The organism is Exiguobacterium sp. PHA03 (assembly GCF_041945985.1).
GTDB lineage: Bacteria > Bacillota > Bacilli > Exiguobacteriales > Exiguobacteriaceae > Exiguobacterium_A.
In genome coordinates this window covers 2,034,298-2,059,436 of sequence record NZ_JAUTYQ010000001.1, presented here as the reverse complement: position 1 = coordinate 2,059,436, position 25,139 = coordinate 2,034,298, and the positions used below count along the sequence as shown (strand labels likewise).

The window sequence follows — 25,139 nt, the reverse complement described above, 5'->3', positions numbered from 1 at the left end:
TTTTCCTGTAGGAGTCGAGGAATAGGCATTCACATTCTATATCTATTCAACAAAAGAGAAGATTGGTTTCTAGGGTATCCCTTGGAAACCAACCTTCTCTTTTTTGCATGTGCTCCGTCTCATTCAATCACTTTTTACGATAAAGCATCAGTGATTCATAAGGTCGTAACGTTAAAGTGTACCCCTCTGTTTGCATCTGCTGATAATTATGAAGCAACACCGTATAATCCGATCCGTCATGAGGTAACGTAAACGTCGTGTCCGTTCCGTAGAAATTCGAGACGACGAGTAATTCTTCTTCACTCGTTGCGCGTTCGTACGCCCAGAGTGATGGATCGTCCGGTGTCAACAGCCGGTATGAACCGTCCGTGAGCACGTCATACTGTTTGCGGAGTTGAATCAACCGTTTGTAATGATGATAGACCGAATCAGGGTCTGCGACAGCAGCCTCGACATTGATCTGATCATACGTCGGCGAGACCGGAATCCATGGTTCACTTGTACTAAAGCCACCGTTGACGGCGTCCGACCAAGGCATCGGTGTCCGCGCGTTATCGCGCGATTTTTGACGGATCGCAGCGAGAATTGCTTCTTCCGATACACCGTTGGTCCGTGCTTCTTGATAGGCATTCAATGTCTCGACATCACGGTAGTCGGACAGATTCGTGAAGTCCGGATTCGGCATTCCGATCTCTTCTCCTTGGTAAATATACGGTGTACCTTGCAAGCCATGAAGCGTCGTCGCGAGCATCTTTGCACTCTCGACACGATACGCGACGTCGTCACCAAACCGGCTGACGACGCGGGGTTGGTCATGGTTACACCAAAAAATCGCGTTCCATGCTTGTCCGTTCATGCCAGTTTGCCAGTCGGAGAAAATTTGTTTCAACTGCTTGAAGTCAAACGGTGCAGCCGTCCATTTCTCACCGTTCGGATAATCGACCTTCAAGTGATGGAAGTTGAACGTCATCTTCAGTTCTTGATTTTCGAGCGAAGAATATTGAAGACAATGTTCAAGCGACGTCGACGACATCTCACCGACCGTCAAGAGATCGTGTCCGGCAAAAACGGCTGCGTTCATCTCTTGCAAGTAGTCATGAATGTTTGGTCCGTCCGTATAATACGCACGTCCGTCTCCCTCGGGATCATTGGGAAGCCCTGGCGTCTTCGAGATCAAGTTAATGACGTCGAGTCGGAAGCCGCTGACCCCTTTATCGCGCCAAAAGCGCATCATCGCGTAAACGTCTTCCCGGAGTCGGGGATTTTCCCAGTTCAGGTCCGCTTGCGTCTTGTCGAACAGGTGCAAGTAATACTTACCAGCTACCTCATCGAATGACCAAGCAGGACCGCCGAACTTCGATACCCAGTCGTTCGGTGTCTCGCGCCAAATGAAGTAGTCATGATAGGGACTGTCCGGATGACGTCCTTCTTCGAACCAAGCGTGTGACGTCGAGCAGTGATTGACGACGATATCCATCATGACCGACAGACCACGTCGTTTTGTTTCTGCGAGTAACGTCTCGAAATCATCCATCGTTCCATACGAGGGATCGATCGCGTAATAGTCACTGACATCATATCCATTATCGTTTTGCGGTGAGGCATAGACCGGCGTCAACCACAGGTAATCGACACCAAGATCCGCCAAATAATCGAGTTTGGCCGTGACCCCACGCAACGTACCGGTCGCTTTGCCCTCCGGACTATAAAAACTCTTCGGATAGATTTGATAAACGGCGGATTTGCGCCAATCGGTTGTCGTGATCATCAGATACACACCTTTCTGAAATTACGCCGCTTTGTTCAGTGCGGCTTTTTTTGCGCGTTTCGTTGAGACATAGTGGAACAGGAACGTACAGGCAATAGGAACGATAATTGCGATTACCATGCCGACAATGAACGATAGAATCGACCCGGGTACGATCGAGATGAAAGCAGGTAAGCCACCGACACCGATTGCAGGAGCAAGGACACCGCTGACTGCGATGAAGGCAGACGCGATTGCTGATCCGACGAGTGCCGCATAAAACGGATATTTGAATCGAAGATTAACCCCGAACATCGCTGGTTCCGTGATCCCAAAGTAAGCGGATAGTGCCGACGTCGACGCCATGTTCTTATCGTTGACGTTTTTCGCGAGGAAGAGCATCGCAAGCGTTGCTGAACCTTGGGCGATGTTCGAGATCGCGATCATCGGCCAGATAAACGTCGTTCCATTTTGTCCGATCAACTGTAAGTCGACGGCGATGAACATGTGATGCATGCCGGTGATGACGAGCGGTGCGTAGAGTGCACCGAATAATAAGGCACCGAGTAACGGAACAGCTTCGAACGTATTGACGACACCAATCGTGATCCAGTCACCGACTTGACGTGTGACCGGTCCGATGACGGCAAGGGCAAGGAAGCCCGTTAATGTGATCGTCGTAATCGGTACGACGAGTAATTGGATGGCGTTCGGTACGCGTTTTTTGAGCCAGCGTTCAATCGTGCTAAGGACATAAGCGGCTGCGAGCACCGGGAGAATTTGTCCTTGATAGCCGACTTTTTCGATTTCAAACAGACCGAGGATGTTGAACGTCGGAATTTCACCTTTTAAAGCGCTCTGTCCGTAATTCCAAGCGTTTAAGAGATCGGGATGAACAAGCATCAGACCCATGACGATTCCGAGGATCTCACTTCCACCGAAGCGTTTCGTTGCCGACCAGCCGACGAGTGCCGGGAGAAAGACGAAAGCGGTATTTGCCATCATATTGATCAGGTCCCATAATCCTTGTAGATTCGGATAACGATCAATCATCGTCTTGCCGCTGAATTCGATACCGAACAGGTTATTGATCCCCATTAAGAGACCAGCGACGATGATCGCCGGGATGATGGGCATGAAGACGTCGGAAAAGACTTTGATCAACTTTTGGAACGGGTTCATTTTCGCCGCTCCTGACGATTTAACATCTGCAATCGTTGTCGCCTGCAAACCAGTCAGTTGAATGAATTCAGCATAGACCCGGTCGACATCACCGGCACCAATGACGATTTGATAGACGCCTGCGTTCAAGAACGCGCCTTTGACGAGCGGAACTTCAAGTAAGGCTTCTTGGTCGACAAGCTCTTGATTTTTAAGCGTTAAGCGAAGACGGGTGACACAGTGAGCTGCCTGCTCGACGTTCTCCTTGCCTCCGATTTTCTCAATGATTTGCTCTGCAATCTGACGATAGTTTGGTTTCATCTCGATGCTCCTTTTTGGAAGTGACGTACTCGACCACTTTTGAAATGAAAACGTTTTCTTATCTGCGCACACTTATCTTAACTTATCTATATAAGTTGGTCAAGAACTTATATAGATAAGTTAAGATGTTAAAAAAAGAGAGAACCCGTCATGTACGGATTCCCTCATGGATCACCATCTATTCAACGCCGTGCGATATCGGTGAATTGAAATTTATCGAGGCGGTGACGTGATTCCGTTCGCTCGAAATGTTGGCCTTCATAGAAGTACGTATCGTTCGTGACGACGATGACGTGTGTCATGTCGTGAAGATCAAGTCGTTCTTGGTCTTCCCGTGTCGCAGGGCGCGCTTCAATCTTTCGTTTCGCATAGCTGATCTGCCGGCCGAGTGTCTCTTCAATGTAATGATAGATGGACCCTTTAGCAATGTCAGCGGTTAGGCCGGGCACAAGTGCGGTCACGAAATGATTAATGTCACGGATGACGCGTTCGCCATCAATCTGACGAATCCGCTCAATACGGGTTACGTCTGTTCCTTGTGCCACATGCAATAACGAAGCGAGCTCAGGAGAGGCGGAGAGCACTTCGCACGATAGCACATCCGTCTCGACAGCATGTCGACCCATCCGGCGATGCGCCTCCGAAAAGCTGACGATTCCGTTGAACTGAAACTCGATCGCTTCTTGTGATAGAACGAAGACACCCTTTCCTTGGTGTTTGCGGACGAAGCCTTTCTCTTGCAGCGCATCGATCGCTTTTCGGACCGTTCCACGACTCGCCTCGAATTCATGCATCAATTCTGTCTCAGAAGGTAATTTCATGTCAGCTGGAAGCGTTCCTTCTTGAATCCGTTGTGCGAGTTGATGATAAATGGTTAAGTATTTCGGCATACAATCCGTCCTTTGCACTCAAATAGTACTTTTAGTGTAGCATGGAACGAATACAGGCATCAAAATAGCTCCACCTATGGTCCGGGTACAACCGGAAAACAGATGGAGCGCAAAAGTGTGAAGGGTAGTTAACGAAGGGATGTCGAATACGTCGTACCCTTTTGGAGGACCGCTTGTTTTTCATCGAGTACGTCACTCGTCAAGAGTTCGATTGATGTGACCGGGCGTTCCAAGATGAATCCAAAGTTACCACTATGAGTTTCAGACGGAGCATATGTCTTTGCCAGGGATTCGAGATAGACATCGTCTTCAAGTGTCTTTTCCGCTTCGTCATCCAGTTTGAAATGAGCAACGGGATTAAAGGTGACGGGTGCGTCACTCGTGTTTGTGATCATGACACGTATCTTAATCAGATCAAAGGACTCATCGTGCGTATAACCATGGAAGAAATCGATCATGCCGTAGCTTGGACGGGCGTGAAAGACTTTGATTTCTTCGATCGTCATCTTGATTGGACCAATCTTCCGCGTTTCATTCACTGGTTTGAACTGTTTTAACGTCAGGTCGCCTTTGTCGTCCGTCACGGTTTGATCGATTTTCGTCAGCTGACGATCATCTGGAAGTTGTGGGTTCGGGACATAGGCGCTTGTTTTTTCAAGCAGTACCGGCTGCTCTTGTTTCGCAGACGATGGTTCTTTCGGTGTGTCTTGTGATGCGGAAGTGCTACAACCAGCGAGCACTGTCCCAAGCATCAAAGTAGCAAGGATCTGTTTCATGAGACGTCTCCTTATTTCTTCGCCTTCAACAGATCGAAGATGATTTTGGCGTGATCCGTGTTATCGACTTGACCAGCGAATCGGTCTTTCGCAGGACCGAACGCATAGACGGGTACGTCTTCACCCGTATGACCACCTGTCGTCCAGCCCGTATGCGAGCGTTCGTTGAAGATCTCTTCGATGGCATTATCGATGTCGAGTAATGTTTTCGATTCAGCAGCGCGAGAGACGCTGTCGATTTCTTGATCCGTCAAGGCGAGTTTGTCTTGGTCGATGTACTTCATTAACGTTTTCCGTACGTCCGCGCCTTCGACGATTTGCTGCGCCATGAAGTCAGGTGTCTTCTTCGATGCTTTGATTGGCTCAGCGAACCAGTTGTAAATGCCATCTGCACCAATCGAGTAACCGCCAGTCGAGTGGTCGGCTGTTGCGACGACGAGTGTATGCTTATCTTTCTTCGCGAAAGCGATCGCGGCTTTAAAAGCACGTTCGAAATCTTCCATCTCACTCATCGCACCGACGATATCATTGTCGTGTCCTGCCCAGTCAATTTGACTGCCTTCGACCATCAGGAAGAATCCTTTTTTATTCGAATCAAGTCGCTTGATTGCGGCGTTCGTCATTTGAGCAAGTGATGGGACTGAGTTTTCGCGATCGATTCGTTTAGGTAATCCACCGTCTGCGAACAATCCGAGCACTTGTTTATTTTTATCCGCTTGCAGCTGATTGAGGTCAGTGACATAGCTATAGCCATCTTTCTTGAACGCTTTCGTCAAATCGACGTCTGGACGGACGAAGTTCGATTTCCCACCCCCGAGCATAACATCAATCTTATGTTTGCCGTTCACACGTTCTTTGAAATAGTCATCTGCAATCGCATTCATGTTTTTACGACTTTCGTCATGCGCACCGAATGAGGCAGGTGTTGCATGCGTGATTTCCGATGTCGCGACGAGTCCCGTTGACTTGCCACGTTCTTTGGCTGCCTCTAGGACGGTCTTGACTTCCGATTTATCATTATCGACCGCAATCGCTGCATTGTACGTTTTCACACCAGAGGACATCGCTGTCGCGGCAGAGGCGGAATCGGTGATATTCTCCTTCGCATCTTCCGGATACGTCATCTGTTGACCGACGAGATAGGGATCAAAGGCTGTTTTTTCAGCCGTCGTCGTCGAAGGATCGTTCTTTAAGTAACGGTGTGCAGACGTGTATGAGAGACCCATGCCGTCACCAATCAGGAAGATGACGTTCCGGATTTCGGGTGAGTGAGTATGTTTGGCTTTCGCTTCGGCTTCCGGCATCGAAATCATCGTACTCAGGGAAAGAGTCGATAAGGCAAAAATCGGGATCAGACGTTTTAGTTTCATAGGGATTCCTCCTCGAAAGGTAATGGGTTATGGTGCTACGACCTACAAACACAACCTTACGCAGAAAATATGAAATCCATATGGACCGTCTGTAAAGGTTTGTGAAGAAACGATGACAAACGAATAGCCCTTCTGAAAAATCATCTCAGAAGGGCTACTTGTGTATAGATTAGCGACTCCACCCGATCATCCGACGGTAGGAACTGAACGTCGGCCATGCGAGAATGACGATCGCGAGCCAGTACAGGAACTGGTTCTCGGACGAAATCAGACCAATGATTCCTGCGAGCAGGATCGTCGTGTAGATCGAGAACGTGATGATCAGTGCTGGATGTAGTTTTGGGAAAATGGTGAACCGACCGAGTCGTTCGTTCGCTCCGCGGATATATAGGCGGCTACCAAAGAAGAGTAAGGCAATCGTCAAAGCTAAACAGAACAAGACGGGATATGTTAGATTCAGATCGACATTACTTTCGAAAAAGAGTGCGAAGGGTGTCGTGATCGTCATCAGGAAACTTGTTGGCTTGTCTAACTCCTCGTAGGTCACACCGAAACCGAGCAGGGCGACGGCGTAGATGCTGAAATACGTGAAGTAGTTCAAGAACAAGAAGAACGTGCCGAGCAACAGTTGTCCGATGATATCACCAGCGATTGTTCCGGCGAATAAGAAAATCGTCAAAATCGTCACATCAAATAGAAGGAAAAGACCAAAATCTTGGAAGAGTGACGACCACGTGACGTAATCAAACGGATTGATACCGCCGAACGCTTGCAGCAACAACCAGCTGACGAAGAAGCCGATGATCGGAAACAAGATCAGTGTTACGACGCCAATCGCCCATTTGATCCAGAACAACCAGACCTTCGGAAACGGTAACGCGTGCAAAATCAGGCTGCGACCACTCCCGCGCTCGGAACCGAGCATCAGGATCGCGAAGACAGCAATGAGAATCGCTGCGAATCCGGCGAAAAAGGGACTGACGAGTACGGTGTTGAGTAGAGCAGGTTGCTGAGACGCCTCGTATTTCTCGAACTCATTGATGACGGTATAACTGCCGAACCCATAGCTGAAGATCGCAAGCAGAATGAAACAAGCGAGCGGCCAGATGCCTTGTTTGATATGATAACGGATCAATTGCTTAACCATGTCGTTTCCCTCCAAATGTCCCTAAGAAGTAATCTTCCATCTGCACTGGCAAAGCATCTTTTAACAAGGGGTTCGTCGTTTCAAGATACTGCGCGCCTGCATCGGATAAGACGAGCAATGTCACGACCCGACCTGTTTGGGATAAGACGTGAAGATCAGCGTGTGACAATTCCGGAACGTCCTCATAGACGACTTGCCATTTCTGCATGCTAGCTTTGGCATCATCGAGTGCCTTTGGTTCACGGACGAGATGCTTTTCGATCGTCATGACACGGTCAGCGAGTGAATCAAGTTCTTCAAGTTGATGCGAAGCGATCAGGACCGCTGTCTGGCGTTCCGCAAGCAATGATACGAGCTGTTTCAGATAATCACGTTTGTTGATTCGATCGAGTCCGTCTGTTGGTTCATCCAGTAAGAGGACCGGAGCGTTCGTCGCGAACGCGAGTTGGAGAAGGAACAACTGAGCTTGTCCTTTCGATAAAGAAGTGACGCGGCGTCCGCGATCGAGATTCGACGAGCGACAGTAGTTTTCGATGTACGTCTTTTCGAAGTTCGGATAAAAGACATGATAGAAGTTGATCAGTTCGCCGAGCGTCATCTGGCGATAGACGGAAACAGAATCCGGAACGAGGAAAAGGTGCTCGCGTGTCTTCGGGACGTGATGAATCGACTCACCGTTCCATTCAACTTTTCCGCGCGTTGGCTCAAGAGCACCGACGAGTGTTTTCAGTAATGTCGTTTTTCCGGCACCATTGCGACCGATCAACGCAGTAATCGTTCCTGCTGGTAGAGTAAAGGATGCATTTTCATAAATCATGGTACGGTCAATTTGTTTCGTTAGATGAGAAACGGTCAACATGAGGAATCCTCCCTAATGTGTAAGATGAGTTGATAGAGTTCTTCGTTTGAAATGGAGAGTTCGTCGGCGACGGAACAAAGACGAATGAGTGGATCTTGAATGGCGGCTTTCTTGACTTCATGAAGTGGAATATCTGAGATGAAGGAGCCTTTGCCGCGCATCGTGACGATGAAGTTGCGGCTCTCGAGTTCCTGATAGGCGCGGGAGACAGTGTTCGGATTGACAAGGAGTGTACCAGCAAGTTCACGGACGGATGGCATCTGTTCGCCAGAGCGGAGTAGACCACGGGCAATCGAGCGGATGATTTGAGCGACCAGTTGTTCATAGATCGGTAATGGACTTTTTGGATCGACGGTGAACATTTCTTCACCTCCTTAAGTGTACTAGTTCAATTAATACACCAATTATAGGAATTCAAAACCTGTCTGTCAATGCCTCTTTTCAAGAAGACGATGACGCCATCGATCGCAATATTTGCTATACTGACGTCAGAAGAATCGCAGGAAGGATGACCCGAGATGTTGGATCGATTGAGTGCCTTAGAGGACCGTTATGAAAAACTGAATGATATGTTGGCTGATCCAGCCATCATTAATGATACGAATCAATTGCGCGAGGTCTCAAAAGAGCAATCGCAACTTGCACCGACCGTCGAGACCTATCGCGTCTACCGCGAGAAGATGGAAGCCTATCAAGAGGCACGCCAGATGTTGACGGATCCGGAGATGCGCGACCTTGCGAAGGAAGAAGTCGCGATGCTTGAGCCGGAGATCAAAGAGCTCGAAGCGAAACTGAAAGCCTTACTGCTACCGAAGGACCCGAATGACGACAAGAACGTCATCGTCGAAATCCGCGGCGCAGCGGGAGGAGACGAGGCAGCCTTATTTGCTGGTGATCTCTTTAAGATGTACTCGAAGTTTGCTGAGAAACAGAACTGGAAGATCGAAATCATCGACGCGAGCTATACGGAGCTTGGCGGTTATAAGGAAATTATCTTCATCGTCAAAGGAACGGGTGCCTACTCGAAGTTAAAATACGAGAACGGAGCACATCGTGTCCAACGTGTTCCGTCCACAGAATCCGGCGGACGGATCCATACATCGACCGCAACGGTCGCCGTGTTACCGGAAGCAGAAGACGTTGAAGTCGAGATCCACGATAAGGATGTCCGGGTCGATACGTTCACATCGAGTGGACCGGGCGGGCAGTCAGTTAATACGACGCAATCCGCTGTCCGTGTCACACACGTGCCGACGGGAATCGTCGCCAGTTGTCAGGACGAGAAGTCGCAGATCAAGAACAAGGAAAAAGCGATGAAGGTCTTGCGCGCACGTGTCTACGATAAGATTCAACGCGAGCAGCAGGCGGAGTATGATGAAAAACGGAAGTCGGCTGTCGGTACAGGTGACCGTTCAGAACGGATCCGGACGTATAATTTCGCACAAAACCGAGTGACGGACCACCGAATCGGTTTGACGATCCAGAAGCTCGACCGGATCCTCCAAGGAGAGATGGATGAGGTCATCGATACGCTCGTCATGGAGTATCAAGCACGGGCATCGGAGGCGGCAAACTGATGCGGATCGCAAAACGTCTAAATGAAGCAAAAACGATGATGGAACAAGCAGGACGCGAGGGTTCGAGTGCCGAATGGTTACTCATGCACGTCTTAGAAGTCGACCGGACGGGACTCCTCGTCCGTCTGTCAGATGAATTGACGCCGGAGCAGGATTTACGATTCAGTGAATACTTGCTCGCCCATGTTCACGGTGTGCCCGTGCAACATTTAATCGGCTATCAGCCGTTTTATGGACGGAACTTCAGCGTCACACCAGATGTCTTGATTCCGCGACCAGAAACGGAAGAGTTGATCGTCTTCGTGACGGAGCGCCTCAAACGTGAGTCGTTTACCGCGGGACAGATCGTCGACATCGGAACTGGTAGTGGGGCGATCGGAATCACACTCGCGCTCGAACTCGAGCAACCGGTCACGACCGTCGATATTTCACCAGCCGCGATTGCGGTCGCGAAGCAGAATCAAGCGACGCTTGGTGGGGACGTGACGTTTCTCGAAGGGGATCTACTGGCACCACTTGCGGACGATTCCGTGCGGGTGCTCGTCTCGAACCCTCCTTATATTGAGGAAGAAGAATTGCTCAGTGAGGTCGTATTCGACCATGAACCGCATCTCGCTCTGTTTGGTGGAAAAGACGGTCTCGTCTTTTACCGACGTCTCGTCGAGGAGAGCGGACGGGTTCTACGCGACGATTTCCGACTGATTGCGTTTGAAATTGGACACAATCAAGGACCAGAAGTGCAAATGATGTTAAAAGAACGTTATCCAAGTGCGGAAACGGGTATTTTAAAAGATATAAACGGTAAAGACCGTATCGTGTATGCGGAACGAAAGGATTGTACAGCGTGAAGACGGAAATGATTGATTTACAGACAATGGATGAAGCAGTTCGGTTATTGCAGGAAGGAGAGGTCGTGGCGATGCCGACCGAGACCGTCTATGGTCTCGCAGGGGACGCAACGAACGAAGCGGCTGTTCGGCGAATCTTCGCCGCGAAGGGTCGACCTTCCGACAATCCGCTGATTGTCCATGTCGCATCCGTAGAACAGGCACATCAGTTCGTCACGCACATTCCCGATGTTGCAACACGTTTGATGGAGGCGTTTTGGCCAGGAGCCTTAACGATCATCCTCGAATCGAACGGCACCGCATCCACACTCGTCACAGCAGGACTAGATACGATCGGATTACGGATGCCAGATCATCCGCTCGCGCTTCAATTGATTGAAGCGACAGGGCTGGGTCTCGCAGCACCGAGTGCCAACCGTTCTGGAAAACCTTCACCGACGTCATCTGCGCATGTCGCACATGACCTCTCGGGACGCATCGCTGCGATCGTCGATGGAGGGGAGACGGGCATCGGGGTCGAATCGACTGTCATCGATTGTACGATGACGCCACCGGCGATTTTACGACCGGGTGGCGTGACACGCGAACAAGTCGAGGCAATCATCGGTCCTGTCACACTCGATCCTGCTTTATCGATGAAAGATGTTACACCGAAGGCACCCGGGATGAAATATACCCATTATGCGCCGGAAGCGACACTGTCCGTCGTCGAAGGGGATCTTTCATTCTTACAGCAACTCATCGATGATGCACGACAAACCGGACACAAGACGGGCGTTCTCCTGTTCGATGGAGAGGATGTCGACGCAGATGTTCGCTGCTCCCTTGGTAATTCGATGGAGACGGCGGCACAACGTCTTTACGATTGTTTACGGCGATTTGATCAGACGACGGTGGATCAGATTTTTGTACGAGACCTATCAGAAGAAGGGGTGGGGCTTGCGGTCCGCAACCGCCTCCATAAAGCAGCAGGTGGTCGGGTCATTCGCCCTTGAAGAAGGAGGATACGGAGATGAGCACACGTCGCGTTTTATTCATCTGTACAGGAAATACATGCCGTAGCCCGATGGCGATGGCGTTACTACGCTCGAAAGTCGCTGATCAGGAATTCGATGTCCGTTCAGCAGGACTACGTTCGATGCAAGGATTCGATGCGTCCGAGAACGCACTACAAGTGTTACGCGAACGCGGCATCGAACTCGAGCACTATACGCAAGTCTTTGATGATGTACTCGGACGCTGGTCTGACATCATCTTGACGATGACGCGTCAGCACAAGCAGGAAGTCGGTGAACGCTATCCGGAACTGAAGGAACGGACGTTCACCTTGTACGAATATGTGACTGGGCTTGAACGGGATATCAACGATCCGTACGGCGGATCGATGAACGTCTATCGCCAAGTACGTAATGAACTCGAACCCCTCGTCAATCGTCTTGTGTTAAAATTAACGCAGAACGGAAACGGAAGAAAAACTCCGGACACACGGAAGCTTCCGAAAAAACAACCTAAACAAACGGGGGAATAGTAAAGATGAAAGTAGCAATCGGCGCGGATCATGGCGGTTTTAAGTTAAAGGCAGAAATCAACGATCTCCTACAAGAGCTCGGCATCGACTATACGGACTTCGGTACGCATTCGTCCGACTCGATCGATTATCCGGATGTCGCGATTCCAGTCGCGGAGGCAGTCGCGAACGGAGAGTTTGACCGTGGCATCTTGATTTGTGGAACAGGCATTGGGATCGGTATCGCAGCGAACAAGGTCAAGGGCATCCGAGCAGCGCTCGTCCATGATACGTTCAGCGCGAAAGCGACGCGGCAGCACAACAACTCGAACATCTTGACGATGGGCGAACGCGTTATCGGTCCAGGACTAGCTCGTGAGATCGCACAGCTTTGGCTTGAGACGGAATTCGAAGGTGGACGTCATGAGAACCGCGTTTGCAAAATCTCGGATTATGAGGTGAAGTAATGGACGTGACACGCATCCAGCACGATTTAGAAGAAACACTGAATGCTCTGGATGAACGATTTTCCTTAAAAGGAAAATTGCTCGTGATCGGCTGTTCGACGAGTGAAGTGATTGGCAAACAAATCGGCAAGGCAGGTTCACCAGAAGTGGCGGACGCCTTGTTCGATGTCTTCGATGCCTTTCGCCGATCGCATCAAGTCGATCTCGCCTTCCAAGGCTGTGAGCATATCAACCGAGCGCTGACACTTGAGCGGCAAACGGCCGAACGTCTCGGGCTTGATCCGGTGACGGTCGTTCCCGTTCCAGAAGCGGGTGGATCGATGGCGAGTGCTGCGTACCAGCGCTTCTCGGCACCTGTCGTCGTCGAAGCGATTCAGGCTGATGCCGGAATCGATATCGGTGATACATTCATCGGGATGCACTTGAAAGCTGTTGCGATTCCCGTGCGCTTGCCGCATAAGGAAATCGGTGAGGCACACGTGACGGCAGCCGTGACACGACCAAAATTAATCGGTGGGGCACGTGCTAAATACGAATAATTCATGCAAGGGGTTGCGCACCCCTTGCTTTTTTGATGTTGTTTTGGGGGATGCCGGGAAGGAAACATTCGTGTTAAGATAGGTTTATCGAAATGAAATGGGGGAATTCAGATGGAACAAACACCGCTTACGTATCTGAAACAACAAGATGAGGCACTCTTTTCGGCAATGCGCCAGGAACTAGGTCGTCAACGGGATAACATCGAATTGATCGCATCCGAGAACTTCGTCTCGCAAGCTGTCATGGAAGCACAAGGCAGCGTCTTAACGAACAAGTACGCAGAAGGTTACCCGGGTCGTCGTTATTATGGTGGCTGTGAGTATGTCGATCTCGCTGAGAATCTCGCACGCGACCGCGCGAAGGAAATCTTCGGGGCAGAGCACGCGAACGTGCAGCCGCACTCCGGTGCACAAGCGAACATGGCGGTCTACTTCACGATTCTCGAACAGGGCGATACGGTCCTCGGGATGAACCTATCGCACGGTGGCCATCTGACGCACGGTAGTCCCGTCAATTTCTCCGGTGTCCAGTACAACTTCGTGGAATACGGTGTCGATCAAGAGACAGAGATGATTGATTACGACGTCGTCGCGAAATTAGCAGAAGAGCACAAACCAAAATTAATCGTAGCGGGCGCATCGGCGTATCCGCGCGTCATCGACTTCAAGCGGTTCCGTGAAATCGCAGACAGCGTCGGTGCTTACTTGATGGTCGACATGGCACACATCGCTGGACTCGTCGCAGCAGGTCAACATCCGAACCCAGTCGAGCATGCACACTTCGTCACGACGACGACGCATAAGACGTTGCGTGGTCCACGTGGTGGGATGATTCTCTGTAAAGAAGAGCATGCGAAAGCGATTGATAAAGCAATCTTCCCAGGGATCCAAGGTGGTCCACTCATGCATGTCATCGCCGCGAAAGCTGTTGCATTTGGTGAAGCCCTTGCACCAGAGTTCAAGGACTACATCGGTCAAGTCGTCACGAACGCCAAAGTCCTCGGTGAGGAATTGACGAATCGTGGACTCCGGATCGTTTCAGGCGGAACAGACAATCACTTGCTCCTCGTTGACTTACAACCACTCGGTATCACAGGTAAACTCGCCGAGCATGCGCTTGACGAAGCTGGCATTACGGTCAACAAGAACACGATTCCGTTCGACCCAGCGAGCCCGTTCGTCACGAGCGGTATCCGGATCGGAACGGCAGCGATGACATCTCGCGGATTCAAGGAAGCTGAGATGAAAGAAATCGCAGAGTTGATCGAACTCGTGTTGAACCACCCAGAAGAAGCAGACGTTCTCGCACAAGCACGTGAGCGTGTCGTTGCTTTGACAGGTCGTTTCCCACTCTACCCAGAGCGCGGATGATCGTCATCCCCTTCATCCTTTTCATTTTGAGAAGGGGGAAGGGGATTTTTTTGTTTGTCTAAAAAAGGAGGAGTACGATGTATATTCTAGTCGCAGAAGATGATCCTCATATCCAAGCCCTTGTCGTGTCGACGTTACAAGCCGACGGGCATTCCATCCGAGCGACAGCAGACGGAAACGAAGCGCTCGCTTGGATCGAGAAGGTGACGTTCGAAGCAGCCGTACTTGATGTCCTGCTCCCCGGACAGACCGGTCTCGTCTTATGCGAGCGATTACGGCAACACGGGGACATCCCGATCTTGATGCTGACGGCACTCGGGGAGCTGACAGATAAACGGGACGGTTTCGCAGCAGGTGCCGATGATTACATCACAAAACCGTTTGATCCGGAAGAATTAGTATTTCGCCTCCACGCTGTGGCTCGGCGCTATCAAAAAGCGGCGCAACCTGTTTTGCATCTTGGAGATGTCACGATCGATAAACGTAGTCAGCTCGTGACGATTCAGTCGACCGAGTGGACACTCCCGCGACGTGAATTTGAATTGTTGCATCAGTTGGCGAGTTTCCCGGGACGGGTCTTCAGCCGCGAGGAATTGATCGAACACGTCTGGGGACTCGATTTCATGGGGGATGACCGGACGATTGATGTTCACATTAAACGCCTCCGTGGACGCTTAAAGGAAACGAATCAGGTGAAGATTGAGACGGTCCGCGGACTCGGATACCGGTTGGAGGTCGACGCATGAGATCCCTCTATACGAAAATCGTCGGACTCGTCTGCGTTGTCTTACTCGTGTCGGCACTACTGGCGCTTCTGATTAGTAATATTGCCTATTATTCCTTTTGGCAGGACAGCTACAGCCAAAAAGTCGAGGAAGCGGTCGAGACGGCGATCGATTATTATGAAACGCACGGGGACGGCAAGACGGAGTCGTTTTACCGGATGTTACAAGCGACCGGCTTTCAACTTTATGTGCGCACGGACGACGCAATCGAGCGTTACGGAAACCCGTTTCGTGATGAAGCGCTCTCGAATCGGGTCGTCGAGCAAGTGAAGAGTGGTCAACCGTATTACGGAATGCGTGAATATCCGTTCCATCTCTTCTTGCTTGGTCTGTTTGATAATGAAGTCATCAATACGTACGGCACGTCGGTCAAGACGGCGCAAGGCACGGACGCGATCTTCGTCCGACCGGACTTGAGTCGTCAGATCCGTGAGTTGCATCTGTTCGTCGGTCTGTTCCTTGGACTGCTTGTCGTGATCAGTTTCCTTTTGCTTGTCTTTTCAATCCGCTATCTCGTTCGTCCGATCCAGCGCCTGACAAAAGCGACGGAACAGATGGCAGACGGTGACTACGGAATCCGCGTCGGAACGAAGGCACGCGATGAAATTGGTGAGCTGTCCCGGCGGTTTGACGAAATGGCAACGGCAGTCGAAGCGTCTGATACGGAACGGCGCCGATTCGTTGCGAACGTCTCGCATGAATTCCAGTCGCCGCTGACGACGATTGCTGGTTACGCGGGACAACTCGATGTGACGGGAGAAGACGTCAGGAAACGGACGGTCATCCGTCAAGAGGCGGAGCGAATGTCGGAGCTGACGCGTCAACTGTTGATCTTAGCGAAGCTCGATGAAGGACGACGCTTCAAACGACAAGCACTTAATCTGCGGACGAATCTTGAGGCGACACTCACGACACTTGCCTTCCAGCTGGATGAGCAAGGAATCGCTGTCGCACTCGATGTTCCGACGGTGATACAAATACAAGCGGATGTCAGTGCGTTGGAACATGTCTTCCAAAATGTCATCCGAAACGCTGTCTCGGTCTCAAAAGACGGAGCGACGATCCAGATTCAAGCAGAGGAACAAGCGGATCAGATCATCATCCGAATCAAGGATGAAGGACCAGGCATGACTGATGAACAGATGAAACATGCCTTTGAACGCTTTTATCAAGGCGATGCATCCCGGACGACGCGCGGGACGGGTCTTGGTCTAGCGATTGTCAAAGAGACGATGCGTCAACTCGGTGGGGATGCGAGCTTGTCGTCCGCTTCATCGGGTCTAACCGTAATGTTAACTTTTTTACGCGCGTGACACCTGCGTTCATGTTCCGTTCATATTGCGGCTGTATCATCAATCCTGTAGCGAACATACAGGAGGGATCACATAATGAAACTAGGATGGAAAGAACTCGTCCGGATGAAAGGGCGATTCAGTTGGATGACGATTGTGACGATGTTGATCGTCTTATTAATCTTGATGATCACCGGTCTTGCAGATGGACTAGCTTATGACAATGGGGCAGCCGTCCGTAATCTGCCGGTCGAACAGTTTGCGATAAGTAAAGATGCAGAAGGGCAGCTGACCCGTTCATTCTTACAGGCGGATGAGACTCCAAAGGACGCGGAAGCACTCGGTGTCCAGAACATGGTGCTTGAGAAGAAGAATAAAACGAAGGACGACGTAACGGTCTTTGCGTTACCACAGACTACGAAATATGGTCCCAAACAGCTGCAATCGTTGCAAAAAGGGGAGGTACTTGTTGATGCTGCGTATGCGGAGCAACGCGGAACGCGCGTCGGCGATACGATCACGGATTTTCGAACGAAGGAGACGTTCCAGATTGCCGGTACAGTGACGGACGGTCGCTATAGTCATGCACCCGTTCTCTGGATGACGGATGAATCGTGGCAAGCCTGGCAATCGAAAATGGGCACGTCATACGTATCGGCGTACATCGGTCAGTCGTTGCAAACGGATCAAGCGCTCTTTTCGAAACAAACGGTTGTCGAGAACGTTCCGGGTTATGCGGCAGAACAAAACTCCTTTCAGATGATGCGGGTCGCGCTCGTCGTCATCGGAGCATTGATTCTGACAGCCTTCTTCTATATTTTGACGATGCAGAAGATGAAACAGCTTGGTGTCTTAAAGGCCATCGGTATCCGGACACGAACGATGGGTGCGAGTCTGCTCGTTCAAGTCGTCATACTGACGAGTCTTGCCTTTGGTGTCAGCGTCGCCATCACCTATCTGACGAGTCGTTTCCTGCCGCCGGATCTTCCCTTCCGATTTGAATGGTCGACGAGTCTGATGTACGGCGGTATTCTACTCGTAACGGCGATCCTCGGTGCGCTCGTTCCGTTACGGATGGTCAAGAAACTCGAGGCGGCAGATGCGATGGGAGGAATGAACGGATGATTCGATTAGAACAGATTGAGCAAAGTTATGGTGAGATGACGGTGCTACATGACATTAACTTACAAGCAGAAGCGGGTGAGTTGATTGCTCTCGTCGGACCGAGCGGTAGTGGGAAAAGTACACTGCTCCAGTTGCTTGGATTGTTACAGACACCAACGAATGGTGCCGTCTACTTTGATCATACGTGTGTTAGTGAAGCAGTAGACGAAGAACGCCGTCGCTTACGTCTCGAAGAAGTCGGATTCATCTTTCAAGAATCGCATCTCGTGCCGTTTTTGACGGCAGGTGAGCAACTGGAGCTAGTCGCGAAGGAAGCCGGTCGATCGGTTGACGCGACGGCGGCACTCGCTGTGTTCGGACTCGAGCACCGGAAAGACCATTTGCCGCACGCCTTATCGGGTGGGGAACGTCAACGTGTCGCAATTGCCCGGGCTTTCGTCAATGACCCACGACTTGTACTCGCGGATGAACCGACGGCGAGTCTCGATTACCCAAATGGACGCCGGGTGATGGAGTTATTGCAACAGCAAGCGCATGATGCGAACAAGACCGTCATCGTCATCACCCATGACGAACGGATGCTAGATGTCTGTGACCGGATTTGGCGAATTGAAGACGGACGGATTACGGAAGCGACAGCATCCCGGTCCTATTCTCATAGTTAAACGAGTTCCCCCTTTTGTTTTCGTGCCTCAGTGCATGTGAAAACAAAAGGGTTTTTTGCTGATTCATCAAGAAGATAGGGGAAACGGACCATTTGCTGAAGCGTTATCTTTGATATACTTAACCGTAGTAAAAAAAGATAAGGGTGGAAATAAATGTGAATTTAACAACCTTGATTCAAAGCGAATTACAAGCCATTCAGACTGAGCGACTAACGGAATGGTTTACACATAAAAGCCACGAGCGCCGGGAATATCAACGGATGCTCGAAGATTTCAAAGCAATCGTCATCATGCAACAGGCCGGATTTTATGAACAAGCGGATGCTCGTTTTGAACAGTGGAAGACGTTACCGATGCCGGCAGAGGTTTATCGTTACCGTCTAGCGATCGCAGGAAAAGCAGGCGGGAAACGTCTTGTTCAGAAACGGCTAGCATCGTTTCCTATGACCGTTCAGAATCATCCACAGCTGAAAAACTGGAAGCGACTCGGAAAACTAAATCCGTGGTGGCTCGGTGGAGCTGTAGCTGTCGTTTGTCTCGGTCTGATCTGGACACAGTTGGACGATGAACCGGCAACACCGGTCGTGACGAAACAGACAGAGGTCGAGCAACAACTCGCAGCGCTGCAAACAGAAGTCGAACAGTTAAAAGAAAAAAACGAACAGTTGGCAAGGGAGCAAGAGAGAGCGAAAGCGATCAAGCCAGAGAAGAAGGAAACAAAAACGGAAACGCAGAAGCCGAAAGTGTCTGCGAAAGAAGCGCTCGAGCAAGGGGTCGCTGCCGTTCAGGCGAAAAACTACAAGCGAGCAGACAGTGCCTTGACCGGATCCGTCTTGACGAACAAAGAGACGGCAGGCATGGCCCGCTTTTATAAGTTGATTGCGGCCGGAAAGTTGAAGAACACGACACAAGCGGATTACATCGCCTATCGGGAAGATTTTCCGAAGTCCGGTTACATAAGTGATGTCCTCTGGATGCAAGCCGTTTATGAACAAAAATATAAAAAAGGCGACTATCGAGCGACCTTACAAGAACTCGCGAAACAACCGGAAAATGAATGGTCTTATGCGGCAAAAGCGATTCTATCGGGTAAGAGTACGCTCGGGAACTGACGAAAAAACAGTTCCCAAGCAGTACGCTTATAGAGTACAATGCGAAAAGAGAATGGAGAGGAGATGCAAACAATGAGTAAAGTACATGTATTTGATCACCCATTGATTCAGCACAAGATGACGATCATGCGTAAAGTCGAAACAGGAACGAAACAATTCCGGGAACTTGTCGACGAGGTGGCTTCATTGATGGCATATGAAATCACACGTGACCTTCCACTCACAGATGTCGCGATCGAGACACCGGTCACGAAGACGACGCAGAAGATGATCGAAGGCAAGAAACTCGGGATCGTCCCGATTCTCCGCGCCGGTCTCGGTATGGTCGACGGCATGCTCCGCATGATGCCGAACGTCAAAGTCGGTCACATCGGTTTGTACCGTGATCCGGAGACACTCGAGCCAACGGAATACTACCTCAAGCTCCCAACAGACGTCGCAGAACGTGATTTCGTCGTCGTTGACCCGATGCTTGCGACAGGTGGTTCGGCGGCAGACGCCATCTCCTCCTTAAAGAAACAAGGGGCGAAGAGCATCAAGCTCGCATGTCTCTGTGCAGCACCTGAAGGCGTTAAACGCGTTCAAGAAGAACACCCAGACGTCGACATCTATCTCGCGGCACTCGACGAGAAGTTGAACGACCACGGATACATCGTCCCTGGACTCGGTGATGCAGGAGACCGTCTCTTCGGAACGAAGTAAAAAACAGCAAGATATACGAAAAGACCGCAGACGATGATCTGCGGTCTTTTCGTTGCTATTTCGTAAACTGCGCAAGATTGCTGAAATATGCTTTAATGAAAAAAGGAAAAAAGGAGGAAGTCACCATGCCGATTACAGTCATGCCGATTTTCGGGACGCGACCGGAAGCCATCAAGATGGCACCGCTCGTCAACGCCCTGAAGCAACACCCTGCTTTTGATGTTCATGTTACGATCACTGCCCAACACCGCGAGATGCTCGATCAAGTACTCGAACTGTTCGAGATCGAACCGGATCATGATTTGAATATCATGAAGCAACGTCAAACACTCGTCGACATTACGACGCGTGGTCTTGAAGGACTTGATGCCATCATGAAGGACATCAAACCGGATCTCGTCCTCGTCCATGGGGACACGACGACGACGTTCGTCGGAAGCCTGGCTGCCTATTACAATCAGATCGCGGTCGGTCACGTCGAGGCGGGACTGCGGACCTATAATAAGTACTCCCCGTTCCCGGAAGAGGTCAATCGTCAGTTGACGTCGACGCTCGCGGACTTACATTTCGCTCCGACTGCGCAGGCGGCAGCGAATCTCGCATCCGAAAATCGTCACGCCGGTGTCTACATCACAGGAAACACGGCAATCGATGCCCTGCAAACGACCGTCCAATCGGATTACGTCCATCCGATGCTTGAGACGGTCGGGGACCGGAAGTTGATCTTGATGACAGCGCACCGCCGTGAGAACCAAGGCGAGAAGATGCACCAAATGTTCCGGGCGATTCGTCGCCTCGTCGATGCGTTCCCGGAGACGCACGTCGTCTATCCGGTCCACCTCAATCCAGTCGTTCAAGAAGCAGCGAAGACGGTTTTTGAAGGGCATGATCGGATTTCGTTGATTGCTCCACTCGACGTCTTCGATTTCCATAACTTCGCGAGCCGTGCCCATTTGATCTTAACTGACTCGGGTGGCGTACAAGAAGAAGCACCATCACTCGGTGTTCCTGTTCTTGTCTTACGCGATACGACGGAACGTCCGGAAGGGATTACTGCCGGAACGTTGAAGCTTGCCGGAACGGAAGAAGAGACGATCTATCAGATGGCAACAGAACTCTTGACGAACAAAACACTTTATCAGGAGATGGCGCATGCTTCAAACCCGTATGGAGACGGTCACGCGTCCGAACGCATCGTCCAAGCGATTCTGCATCACTTCGGTCAAGGAGAAGCACCGGCACCGTTACTCACGCAATAAAAAACAATCATCCTCGAATCGCTTGCATTCACTTGCTTTCCTCAGGCGAGACGTGAGCCGCGCCTCCTTCGTCTTTAGACGAGGAGTCGGATCTCACTTGTCTCTGACAGCACGAAAACTCGTGCTTTTTCCTGTAGGAGTCGCGTGATGTGAGCGATTCTTTGTTATGTCTTGAATTTCGTGTAATCGCAATAGTTGATTTAGGAGGATAATATCTTTAAATCTTACCATTTCCACTAAAATCAGCCCATTTGTTTAGAAAATGTAAAACCAGATGACCTTGAAACTGGAAGGGAAGCGATGACGATTCAAGCTGTGACGTAGCGCACGATTAAAAAAATGGAAATCGCTGAAATGTATTGTTACAAACAGATGTCAGATCTGTTTTTATGTCCTGATTAGGAAGCGTTTTCAATTGTGAACGAAAAATGTTTTTTCACAAAATCGACACAAATCAATTTTAGAGGTCTTGTTTCGGTTTAACGGGCACGATATAACGTTACTGTTCAACGGTTTTGTTCACCATATGAACAATCTCTTTAACCGTTGATAGCACTACATATTTTCTTCACATCTTCGTGAAATGACTTGCATGTAAGACATCTGTGAAAACCTTATCAATCGTTGATATGTATAGGTTTTTCGGCTCTGTTTTTATTGTGAATTCATTTGACTATGAAAGCTGCTTCATTGTATTCTTGACTAGTATGAAAATCCGCAAATTGTGGGAAAGAAAAAGAACTCACAATTGGGAAAAAAGGGGGTCGTCTCTAGTGCGCCAAAGTGGGCTCGCGAAGAGTATGGTCATGGCCTCGCAAATTTCGACGGCACTGGCTGCACCGATCGTCATTGGCTTTTTGGTTGGGAACTATGGGGAACAACAACAATGGTGGGAAAAAATGGGTGCGACGTTCGCCGTGTTCATCGGGATTTTCATCGGCATTCTTTGCATGATCGCCATGATCAGGCACTTGTTAGGGGAGAAGACATGAACATCATCCTTCAAGATGCGTTGTATCGTGCGTACTTACGATGGTTTGGACTCTTTTACGGGATCCTGGCTGTCCTGCTGCTCATCGGACGCCCGAGTGAATCGGTCATTTATGGACTGGCGCTTGGTGGAACTGGCAGCTTTCTGATCTTGACGCTTCAACGACTCAGCGTCGATCGGATGTATCGTGTAATCGAGACGGGGCGTAAGCCGATGTCTCGTGGGACCGTTTCACGCATGGCGGTCGCGGTACTTTGTGTGATGATCGGTTTGAAATATCAAACTGAATTGTCATTAACTGCGGTGGTAATAGGCCTTCTCGCCGGCCACGTCATACAATTTTGTGAGTTCTTGACTCACGAACTCAAGCGGGAAAAGAGGTGAATAGTCAAATGAACCACGAAATGCCACTTTACGAAATCCCACTCTGGGGTGACTTCGTTCTGTACGGTAGCTGGACGAACTTGATCACAGTATTGATTGCTGCTGCTCTCGTCTTCTTGATTGCCGTGGCCGGTACGCGACGTCTTGTGATGAAGCCAACCGGTGCTCAAAACGTGATGGAGATGTTCCTCGAATTCGTTCGCGGTATCATCAGCAGCACGATGGACTGGAAAACAGGGGGTCGCTTCCTTACGTTCGGAATGACATTATTCCTGTTCATCCTTGTGTCCAACCTCATGGGTCTTCCATTCAACGTCGTGACGGGACACTACATTTGGTTCAACTCACCAACTGCAGATCCTTACGTGACACTGGCACTTTCATCTATGGTAGTGGTCATGAGCCATTACTACGGTGTGAAGATGCGAGGCTTCGGTGCTTATGCGAAAACATTCATGACGCCGATGTTTATCATTACCATCATCGAGGAGTTTGCAAACACGTTGACGCTCGGTCTTCGTCTTTACGGAAACATCTTCGCTGGTGAGATCATGATCGGAATCATTCTTTCGATCGGTATCGTCTCTGGTACGAACGATTTCCAATTCCTCGGACCAATCGGCGCGATCATCTCGGGTATCCCGATGTTGATCTGGCAAGGATTCTCACTCTTCATCGGTGGTATCCAAGCGTACATCTTCCTTATCCTGACGATGGTTTACATCGGACATAAGGCAGCGCACGACCATTAATTCGAAGGTAAAGCATCCGCTTTTCCGATAACAGCACGACAAATCAATGAACATACTCTAGGGAGGCAATTTATCATGAATCTTATTGCAACAGCGATCATCATCGGACTCGGCGCACTCGGCGCAGGTATCGGTAACGGTCTTATCGTAAACGGTACAGTATTAGGTCAAGCACGTCAGCCAGAACTCAAAAACGAACTTCGTCAAACAATGTTCATCGGTATCGGTCTTGTTGAGGCACTTCCAATCATCGGTGTAGCGGTCGGTTTCCTTCTTCTCAACTCTTAATCCACGATTAACGAGAACGGACTACATAGGGCGCTATTCGTTCAACGTTTGAGTGAACCGTCACGGGAGCTTAGGCTCCCTTATGTAGATATTGAAGTTGAACCAACCACGAGGGGAGTGTAATCGAATGAATCTAACGTATCTTGCGGCTGAAGGAGTAGCGGAATCAAATCAACCTCTTATCGCCAACATGATCGTCACGATCGTCGTTTTCCTCTTGCTCCTCATCCTCTTGAAGAAATTCGCATGGGGCCCGCTCGTCAACATGATGAAAGCGCGGGAAGAGCATGTGGCTAGCGAGATCAACTCGGCTGAAAAGAGCCGTAAAGACGCTGAAGTCTACGTAGAACAACAACGCGAAGAATTAAACAAAGCGCGTACAGAAGCACGCGACCTTTTAGAAGCATCACGCCGTCAGGCAGAAGCAGAGCAAGCACGTGCGATGGAGCAGGCACGTCTTGAATCCGAAATGAGTAAGGAAGAAGCTCGCCGTGCGATCGAACGTGAACGCGCTGAAGCACAAGCTGCTTTGAAGAACGATGTCGCTCTTCAAGCAATCGCTGCAGCACGCCACGTCATGAAAACACAGCTTGCGACGGACGAAGCCGCTCAAAAGGCACTCGTCGATCAATTCCTTGCTGATACTAAGGGCACGAACTAATGCGTGATCACGTAGCGGGACGCTACGCAAAAGCGCTCTTCGATCTTGCGCTTGAGCACCATGTGCTCGAGCAAGCAGAAGCTGATGTGCGGACGCTCGGCGAAGTGCTCCACGCAACACCAGAGCTCGCTTCGGTTTTAGATAACCCATCGATTTCTGCTGAAGAGCTCAAGCAAGTTCTTCAAACAAGCTTCACTGGCTTCAACTCGATCGTCTTGAACACGTTGCTCGTCATGGTCGAAAACGACCGGGCGGCAGAAATCGTCACGTTACCGGAACACTTCATTGCATTGTTGAATGAACACCGCAATGTCGCGACGGCAATCGTCACGAGTGCATACAAATTGTCAGACGAGGAACTCACGAAAGTGAAAGAGACGTTTGGCCAAAAATCAGGTAAAACGCTTGAAGTCGAGAACGTCGTCGACACGAGTGTCATCGGAGGACTTCGCGTTCAAATCGGTTACACGACATATGACGGTACGATCGAAACTAAACTAACGCGCCTTGAGCGTGAGCTGTTAAAAGCGTAAGAAAATAGGG

The 25,139-nt window shown here is 50.1% G+C and carries 28 protein-coding genes; 20 read left to right on the top strand and 8 right to left on the bottom strand.

The genetic code is table 11. The annotated features are described in order from the left end of the window. Positions 1–127: 127 nt before the first annotated feature. The 8 genes from treC to Q7C19_RS10660 all read right to left on the bottom strand — a co-directional run bounded on the left by treC (position 128) and on the right by Q7C19_RS10660 (position 8,633). Entirely contained in the window at positions 128–1,768 is a 1,641-nt protein-coding gene (treC, locus tag Q7C19_RS10695; protein ID WP_375092115.1) for an alpha,alpha-phosphotrehalase, read from the bottom strand. A 21-nt stretch (positions 1,769–1,789) separates the two neighbouring features. Continuing rightward, positions 1,790–3,229, bottom strand: a complete 1,440-nt coding sequence (gene treP / locus Q7C19_RS10690; protein ID WP_375092114.1) for a PTS system trehalose-specific EIIBC component — start codon at positions 3,227–3,229, stop codon at positions 1,790–1,792. Positions 3,230–3,411: 182 nt separating this feature from the next. Then, the gene (gene treR / locus Q7C19_RS10685; RefSeq protein ID WP_290753009.1) at positions 3,412–4,119 is read right to left on the bottom strand and encodes a trehalose operon repressor; all 708 of its coding nucleotides are present in this window, start codon (positions 4,117–4,119) and stop codon (positions 3,412–3,414) included. Between the two features lie 128 nt (positions 4,120–4,247). Beyond that, positions 4,248–4,895: a DUF4352 domain-containing protein gene (locus Q7C19_RS10680; protein WP_290753006.1), complete on the bottom strand. Its 648-nt coding sequence runs from the start codon at positions 4,893–4,895 to the stop codon at positions 4,248–4,250. Between the two features lie 11 nt (positions 4,896–4,906). After that, on the bottom strand, positions 4,907–6,265 hold the full coding sequence (locus Q7C19_RS10675) for an alkaline phosphatase (protein WP_375092113.1): 1,359 nt from the start codon (positions 6,263–6,265) through the stop codon (positions 4,907–4,909). 169 nt (positions 6,266–6,434) lie between these two features. Continuing rightward, a complete protein-coding gene (locus Q7C19_RS10670; protein WP_375092112.1) occupies positions 6,435–7,412 on the bottom strand; it encodes a hypothetical protein in 978 nt (325 codons plus the stop codon). Further along, positions 7,405–8,271 (bottom strand): ATP-binding cassette domain-containing protein, encoded by an 867-nt coding sequence (locus tag Q7C19_RS10665; RefSeq protein WP_375092111.1) that lies wholly within the window; start codon positions 8,269–8,271, stop codon positions 7,405–7,407. Before Q7C19_RS10665 ends, Q7C19_RS10670 begins: the two co-directional genes overlap by 8 nt. Beyond that, a complete protein-coding gene (locus Q7C19_RS10660) occupies positions 8,265–8,633 on the bottom strand; it encodes a GntR family transcriptional regulator (protein WP_035410669.1) in 369 nt (122 codons plus the stop codon). Before Q7C19_RS10660 ends, Q7C19_RS10665 begins: the two co-directional genes overlap by 7 nt. A gap of 156 nt (positions 8,634–8,789) precedes the next feature. On the opposite strand from Q7C19_RS10660, the gene prfA reads away from it, so the two are divergent. From prfA to Q7C19_RS10560, 20 genes are all read left to right on the top strand, one after another. After that, the gene (gene prfA, locus Q7C19_RS10655) at positions 8,790–9,848 is read left to right on the top strand and encodes a peptide chain release factor 1 (RefSeq protein ID WP_056064179.1); all 1,059 of its coding nucleotides are present in this window, start codon (positions 8,790–8,792) and stop codon (positions 9,846–9,848) included. Beyond that, a complete protein-coding gene (gene prmC / locus Q7C19_RS10650) occupies positions 9,848–10,696 on the top strand; it encodes a peptide chain release factor N(5)-glutamine methyltransferase (RefSeq protein ID WP_290752997.1) in 849 nt (282 codons plus the stop codon). Before prfA ends, prmC begins: the two co-directional genes overlap by 1 nt. Next, entirely contained in the window at positions 10,693–11,691 is a 999-nt protein-coding gene (locus Q7C19_RS10645; protein ID WP_035410658.1) for an L-threonylcarbamoyladenylate synthase, read from the top strand. Before prmC ends, Q7C19_RS10645 begins: the two co-directional genes overlap by 4 nt. Positions 11,692–11,708: 17 nt before the next feature. After that, positions 11,709–12,224 (top strand): low molecular weight protein arginine phosphatase, encoded by a 516-nt coding sequence (locus Q7C19_RS10640; protein WP_035410655.1) that lies wholly within the window; start codon positions 11,709–11,711, stop codon positions 12,222–12,224. 5 nt (positions 12,225–12,229) lie between these two features. Next, positions 12,230–12,670: a ribose 5-phosphate isomerase B gene (gene rpiB / locus Q7C19_RS10635; RefSeq protein WP_035410653.1), complete on the top strand. Its 441-nt coding sequence runs from the start codon at positions 12,230–12,232 to the stop codon at positions 12,668–12,670. Further along, positions 12,670–13,209 carry a TIGR01440 family protein gene (locus Q7C19_RS10630; RefSeq protein ID WP_035410650.1) on the top strand — a complete coding sequence of 180 codons (540 nt, stop codon included), beginning with the start codon at positions 12,670–12,672 and terminating at the stop codon, positions 13,207–13,209. The genes rpiB and Q7C19_RS10630 overlap by 1 nt, the downstream gene beginning before the upstream one ends. A 111-nt stretch (positions 13,210–13,320) precedes the next feature. Then, entirely contained in the window at positions 13,321–14,580 is a 1,260-nt protein-coding gene (gene glyA / locus Q7C19_RS10625; RefSeq protein WP_035410645.1) for a serine hydroxymethyltransferase, read from the top strand. A gap of 77 nt (positions 14,581–14,657) precedes the next feature. Then, positions 14,658–15,326, top strand: coding sequence for a response regulator transcription factor (locus Q7C19_RS10620; protein ID WP_290752984.1), 669 nt, complete (start codon positions 14,658–14,660; stop codon positions 15,324–15,326). After that, the gene (locus Q7C19_RS10615; RefSeq protein WP_375092110.1) at positions 15,323–16,678 is read left to right on the top strand and encodes a HAMP domain-containing sensor histidine kinase; all 1,356 of its coding nucleotides are present in this window, start codon (positions 15,323–15,325) and stop codon (positions 16,676–16,678) included. Before Q7C19_RS10620 ends, Q7C19_RS10615 begins: the two co-directional genes overlap by 4 nt. Before the next feature lie 75 nt (positions 16,679–16,753). Continuing rightward, positions 16,754–17,782: an ABC transporter permease gene (locus tag Q7C19_RS10610; protein WP_375092109.1), complete on the top strand. Its 1,029-nt coding sequence runs from the start codon at positions 16,754–16,756 to the stop codon at positions 17,780–17,782. Continuing rightward, complete coding sequence (locus Q7C19_RS10605; protein ID WP_035410636.1) at positions 17,779–18,447, top strand: ABC transporter ATP-binding protein; 669 nt, start codon at positions 17,779–17,781, stop codon at positions 18,445–18,447. The genes Q7C19_RS10610 and Q7C19_RS10605 overlap by 4 nt, the downstream gene beginning before the upstream one ends. Before the next feature lie 155 nt (positions 18,448–18,602). Then, positions 18,603–19,559 (top strand): hypothetical protein, encoded by a 957-nt coding sequence (locus Q7C19_RS10600; RefSeq protein ID WP_375092108.1) that lies wholly within the window; start codon positions 18,603–18,605, stop codon positions 19,557–19,559. Between the two features lie 72 nt (positions 19,560–19,631). Next, the gene (gene upp, locus Q7C19_RS10595) at positions 19,632–20,261 is read left to right on the top strand and encodes a uracil phosphoribosyltransferase (protein WP_023469504.1); all 630 of its coding nucleotides are present in this window, start codon (positions 19,632–19,634) and stop codon (positions 20,259–20,261) included. A gap of 125 nt (positions 20,262–20,386) precedes the next feature. Then, positions 20,387–21,520 carry a non-hydrolyzing UDP-N-acetylglucosamine 2-epimerase gene (wecB, locus tag Q7C19_RS10590; RefSeq protein WP_375092107.1) on the top strand — a complete coding sequence of 378 codons (1,134 nt, stop codon included), beginning with the start codon at positions 20,387–20,389 and terminating at the stop codon, positions 21,518–21,520. 773 nt (positions 21,521–22,293) lie between these two features. Then, entirely contained in the window at positions 22,294–22,512 is a 219-nt protein-coding gene (locus Q7C19_RS10585; protein WP_023469502.1) for an AtpZ/AtpI family protein, read from the top strand. Continuing rightward, a complete protein-coding gene (locus tag Q7C19_RS10580; RefSeq protein WP_035410631.1) occupies positions 22,509–22,895 on the top strand; it encodes an ATP synthase subunit I in 387 nt (128 codons plus the stop codon). Before Q7C19_RS10585 ends, Q7C19_RS10580 begins: the two co-directional genes overlap by 4 nt. 8 nt (positions 22,896–22,903) lie before the next feature. Continuing rightward, a complete protein-coding gene (gene atpB, locus Q7C19_RS10575) occupies positions 22,904–23,647 on the top strand; it encodes a F0F1 ATP synthase subunit A (RefSeq protein WP_056064212.1) in 744 nt (247 codons plus the stop codon). A 75-nt stretch (positions 23,648–23,722) separates the two neighbouring features. Then, positions 23,723–23,935, top strand: coding sequence for a F0F1 ATP synthase subunit C (atpE, locus tag Q7C19_RS10570; RefSeq protein ID WP_023469499.1), 213 nt, complete (start codon positions 23,723–23,725; stop codon positions 23,933–23,935). Positions 23,936–24,062: 127 nt separating this feature from the next. Next, positions 24,063–24,596, top strand: a complete 534-nt coding sequence (atpF, locus tag Q7C19_RS10565) for a F0F1 ATP synthase subunit B (RefSeq protein WP_290772862.1) — start codon at positions 24,063–24,065, stop codon at positions 24,594–24,596. Further along, on the top strand, positions 24,596–25,129 hold the full coding sequence (locus Q7C19_RS10560; protein ID WP_023469497.1) for a F0F1 ATP synthase subunit delta: 534 nt from the start codon (positions 24,596–24,598) through the stop codon (positions 25,127–25,129). Before atpF ends, Q7C19_RS10560 begins: the two co-directional genes overlap by 1 nt. Positions 25,130–25,139 lie beyond the last annotated feature (10 nt).

Coding starts and splice junctions, on each gene's coding strand:
- Q7C19_RS10560 (WP_023469497.1), top strand. CDS start 24,596: ATGCGTGATCACGTAGCGGGACGCTACGCAAAAGCGCTCTTCGATCTT.
- Q7C19_RS10680 (WP_290753006.1), bottom strand. CDS start 4,895: ATGAAACAGATCCTTGCTACTTTGATGCTTGGGACAGTGCTCGCTGGT.
- Q7C19_RS10675 (WP_375092113.1), bottom strand. CDS start 6,265: ATGAAACTAAAACGTCTGATCCCGATTTTTGCCTTATCGACTCTTTCC.
- atpF (WP_290772862.1), top strand. CDS start 24,063: ATGAATCTAACGTATCTTGCGGCTGAAGGAGTAGCGGAATCAAATCAA.
- treC (WP_375092115.1), bottom strand. CDS start 1,768: ATGATCACGACAACCGATTGGCGCAAATCCGCCGTTTATCAAATCTAT.
- Q7C19_RS10670 (WP_375092112.1), bottom strand. CDS start 7,412: ATGGTTAAGCAATTGATCCGTTATCATATCAAACAAGGCATCTGGCCG.
- glyA (WP_035410645.1), top strand. CDS start 13,321: ATGGAACAAACACCGCTTACGTATCTGAAACAACAAGATGAGGCACTC.
- wecB (WP_375092107.1), top strand. CDS start 20,387: ATGCCGATTACAGTCATGCCGATTTTCGGGACGCGACCGGAAGCCATC.
- treR (WP_290753009.1), bottom strand. CDS start 4,119: ATGCCGAAATACTTAACCATTTATCATCAACTCGCACAACGGATTCAA.
- prmC (WP_290752997.1), top strand. CDS start 9,848: ATGCGGATCGCAAAACGTCTAAATGAAGCAAAAACGATGATGGAACAA.
- upp (WP_023469504.1), top strand. CDS start 19,632: ATGAGTAAAGTACATGTATTTGATCACCCATTGATTCAGCACAAGATG.
- Q7C19_RS10610 (WP_375092109.1), top strand. CDS start 16,754: ATGAAACTAGGATGGAAAGAACTCGTCCGGATGAAAGGGCGATTCAGT.
- rpiB (WP_035410653.1), top strand. CDS start 12,230: ATGAAAGTAGCAATCGGCGCGGATCATGGCGGTTTTAAGTTAAAGGCA.
- treP (WP_375092114.1), bottom strand. CDS start 3,229: ATGAAACCAAACTATCGTCAGATTGCAGAGCAAATCATTGAGAAAATC.
- Q7C19_RS10605 (WP_035410636.1), top strand. CDS start 17,779: ATGATTCGATTAGAACAGATTGAGCAAAGTTATGGTGAGATGACGGTG.
- Q7C19_RS10620 (WP_290752984.1), top strand. CDS start 14,658: ATGTATATTCTAGTCGCAGAAGATGATCCTCATATCCAAGCCCTTGTC.
- Q7C19_RS10640 (WP_035410655.1), top strand. CDS start 11,709: ATGAGCACACGTCGCGTTTTATTCATCTGTACAGGAAATACATGCCGT.
- Q7C19_RS10665 (WP_375092111.1), bottom strand. CDS start 8,271: ATGTTGACCGTTTCTCATCTAACGAAACAAATTGACCGTACCATGATT.
- Q7C19_RS10615 (WP_375092110.1), top strand. CDS start 15,323: ATGAGATCCCTCTATACGAAAATCGTCGGACTCGTCTGCGTTGTCTTA.
- Q7C19_RS10580 (WP_035410631.1), top strand. CDS start 22,509: ATGAACATCATCCTTCAAGATGCGTTGTATCGTGCGTACTTACGATGG.
- Q7C19_RS10660 (WP_035410669.1), bottom strand. CDS start 8,633: ATGTTCACCGTCGATCCAAAAAGTCCATTACCGATCTATGAACAACTG.
- Q7C19_RS10630 (WP_035410650.1), top strand. CDS start 12,670: ATGGACGTGACACGCATCCAGCACGATTTAGAAGAAACACTGAATGCT.
- prfA (WP_056064179.1), top strand. CDS start 8,790: ATGTTGGATCGATTGAGTGCCTTAGAGGACCGTTATGAAAAACTGAAT.
- atpE (WP_023469499.1), top strand. CDS start 23,723: ATGAATCTTATTGCAACAGCGATCATCATCGGACTCGGCGCACTCGGC.
- atpB (WP_056064212.1), top strand. CDS start 22,904: ATGAACCACGAAATGCCACTTTACGAAATCCCACTCTGGGGTGACTTC.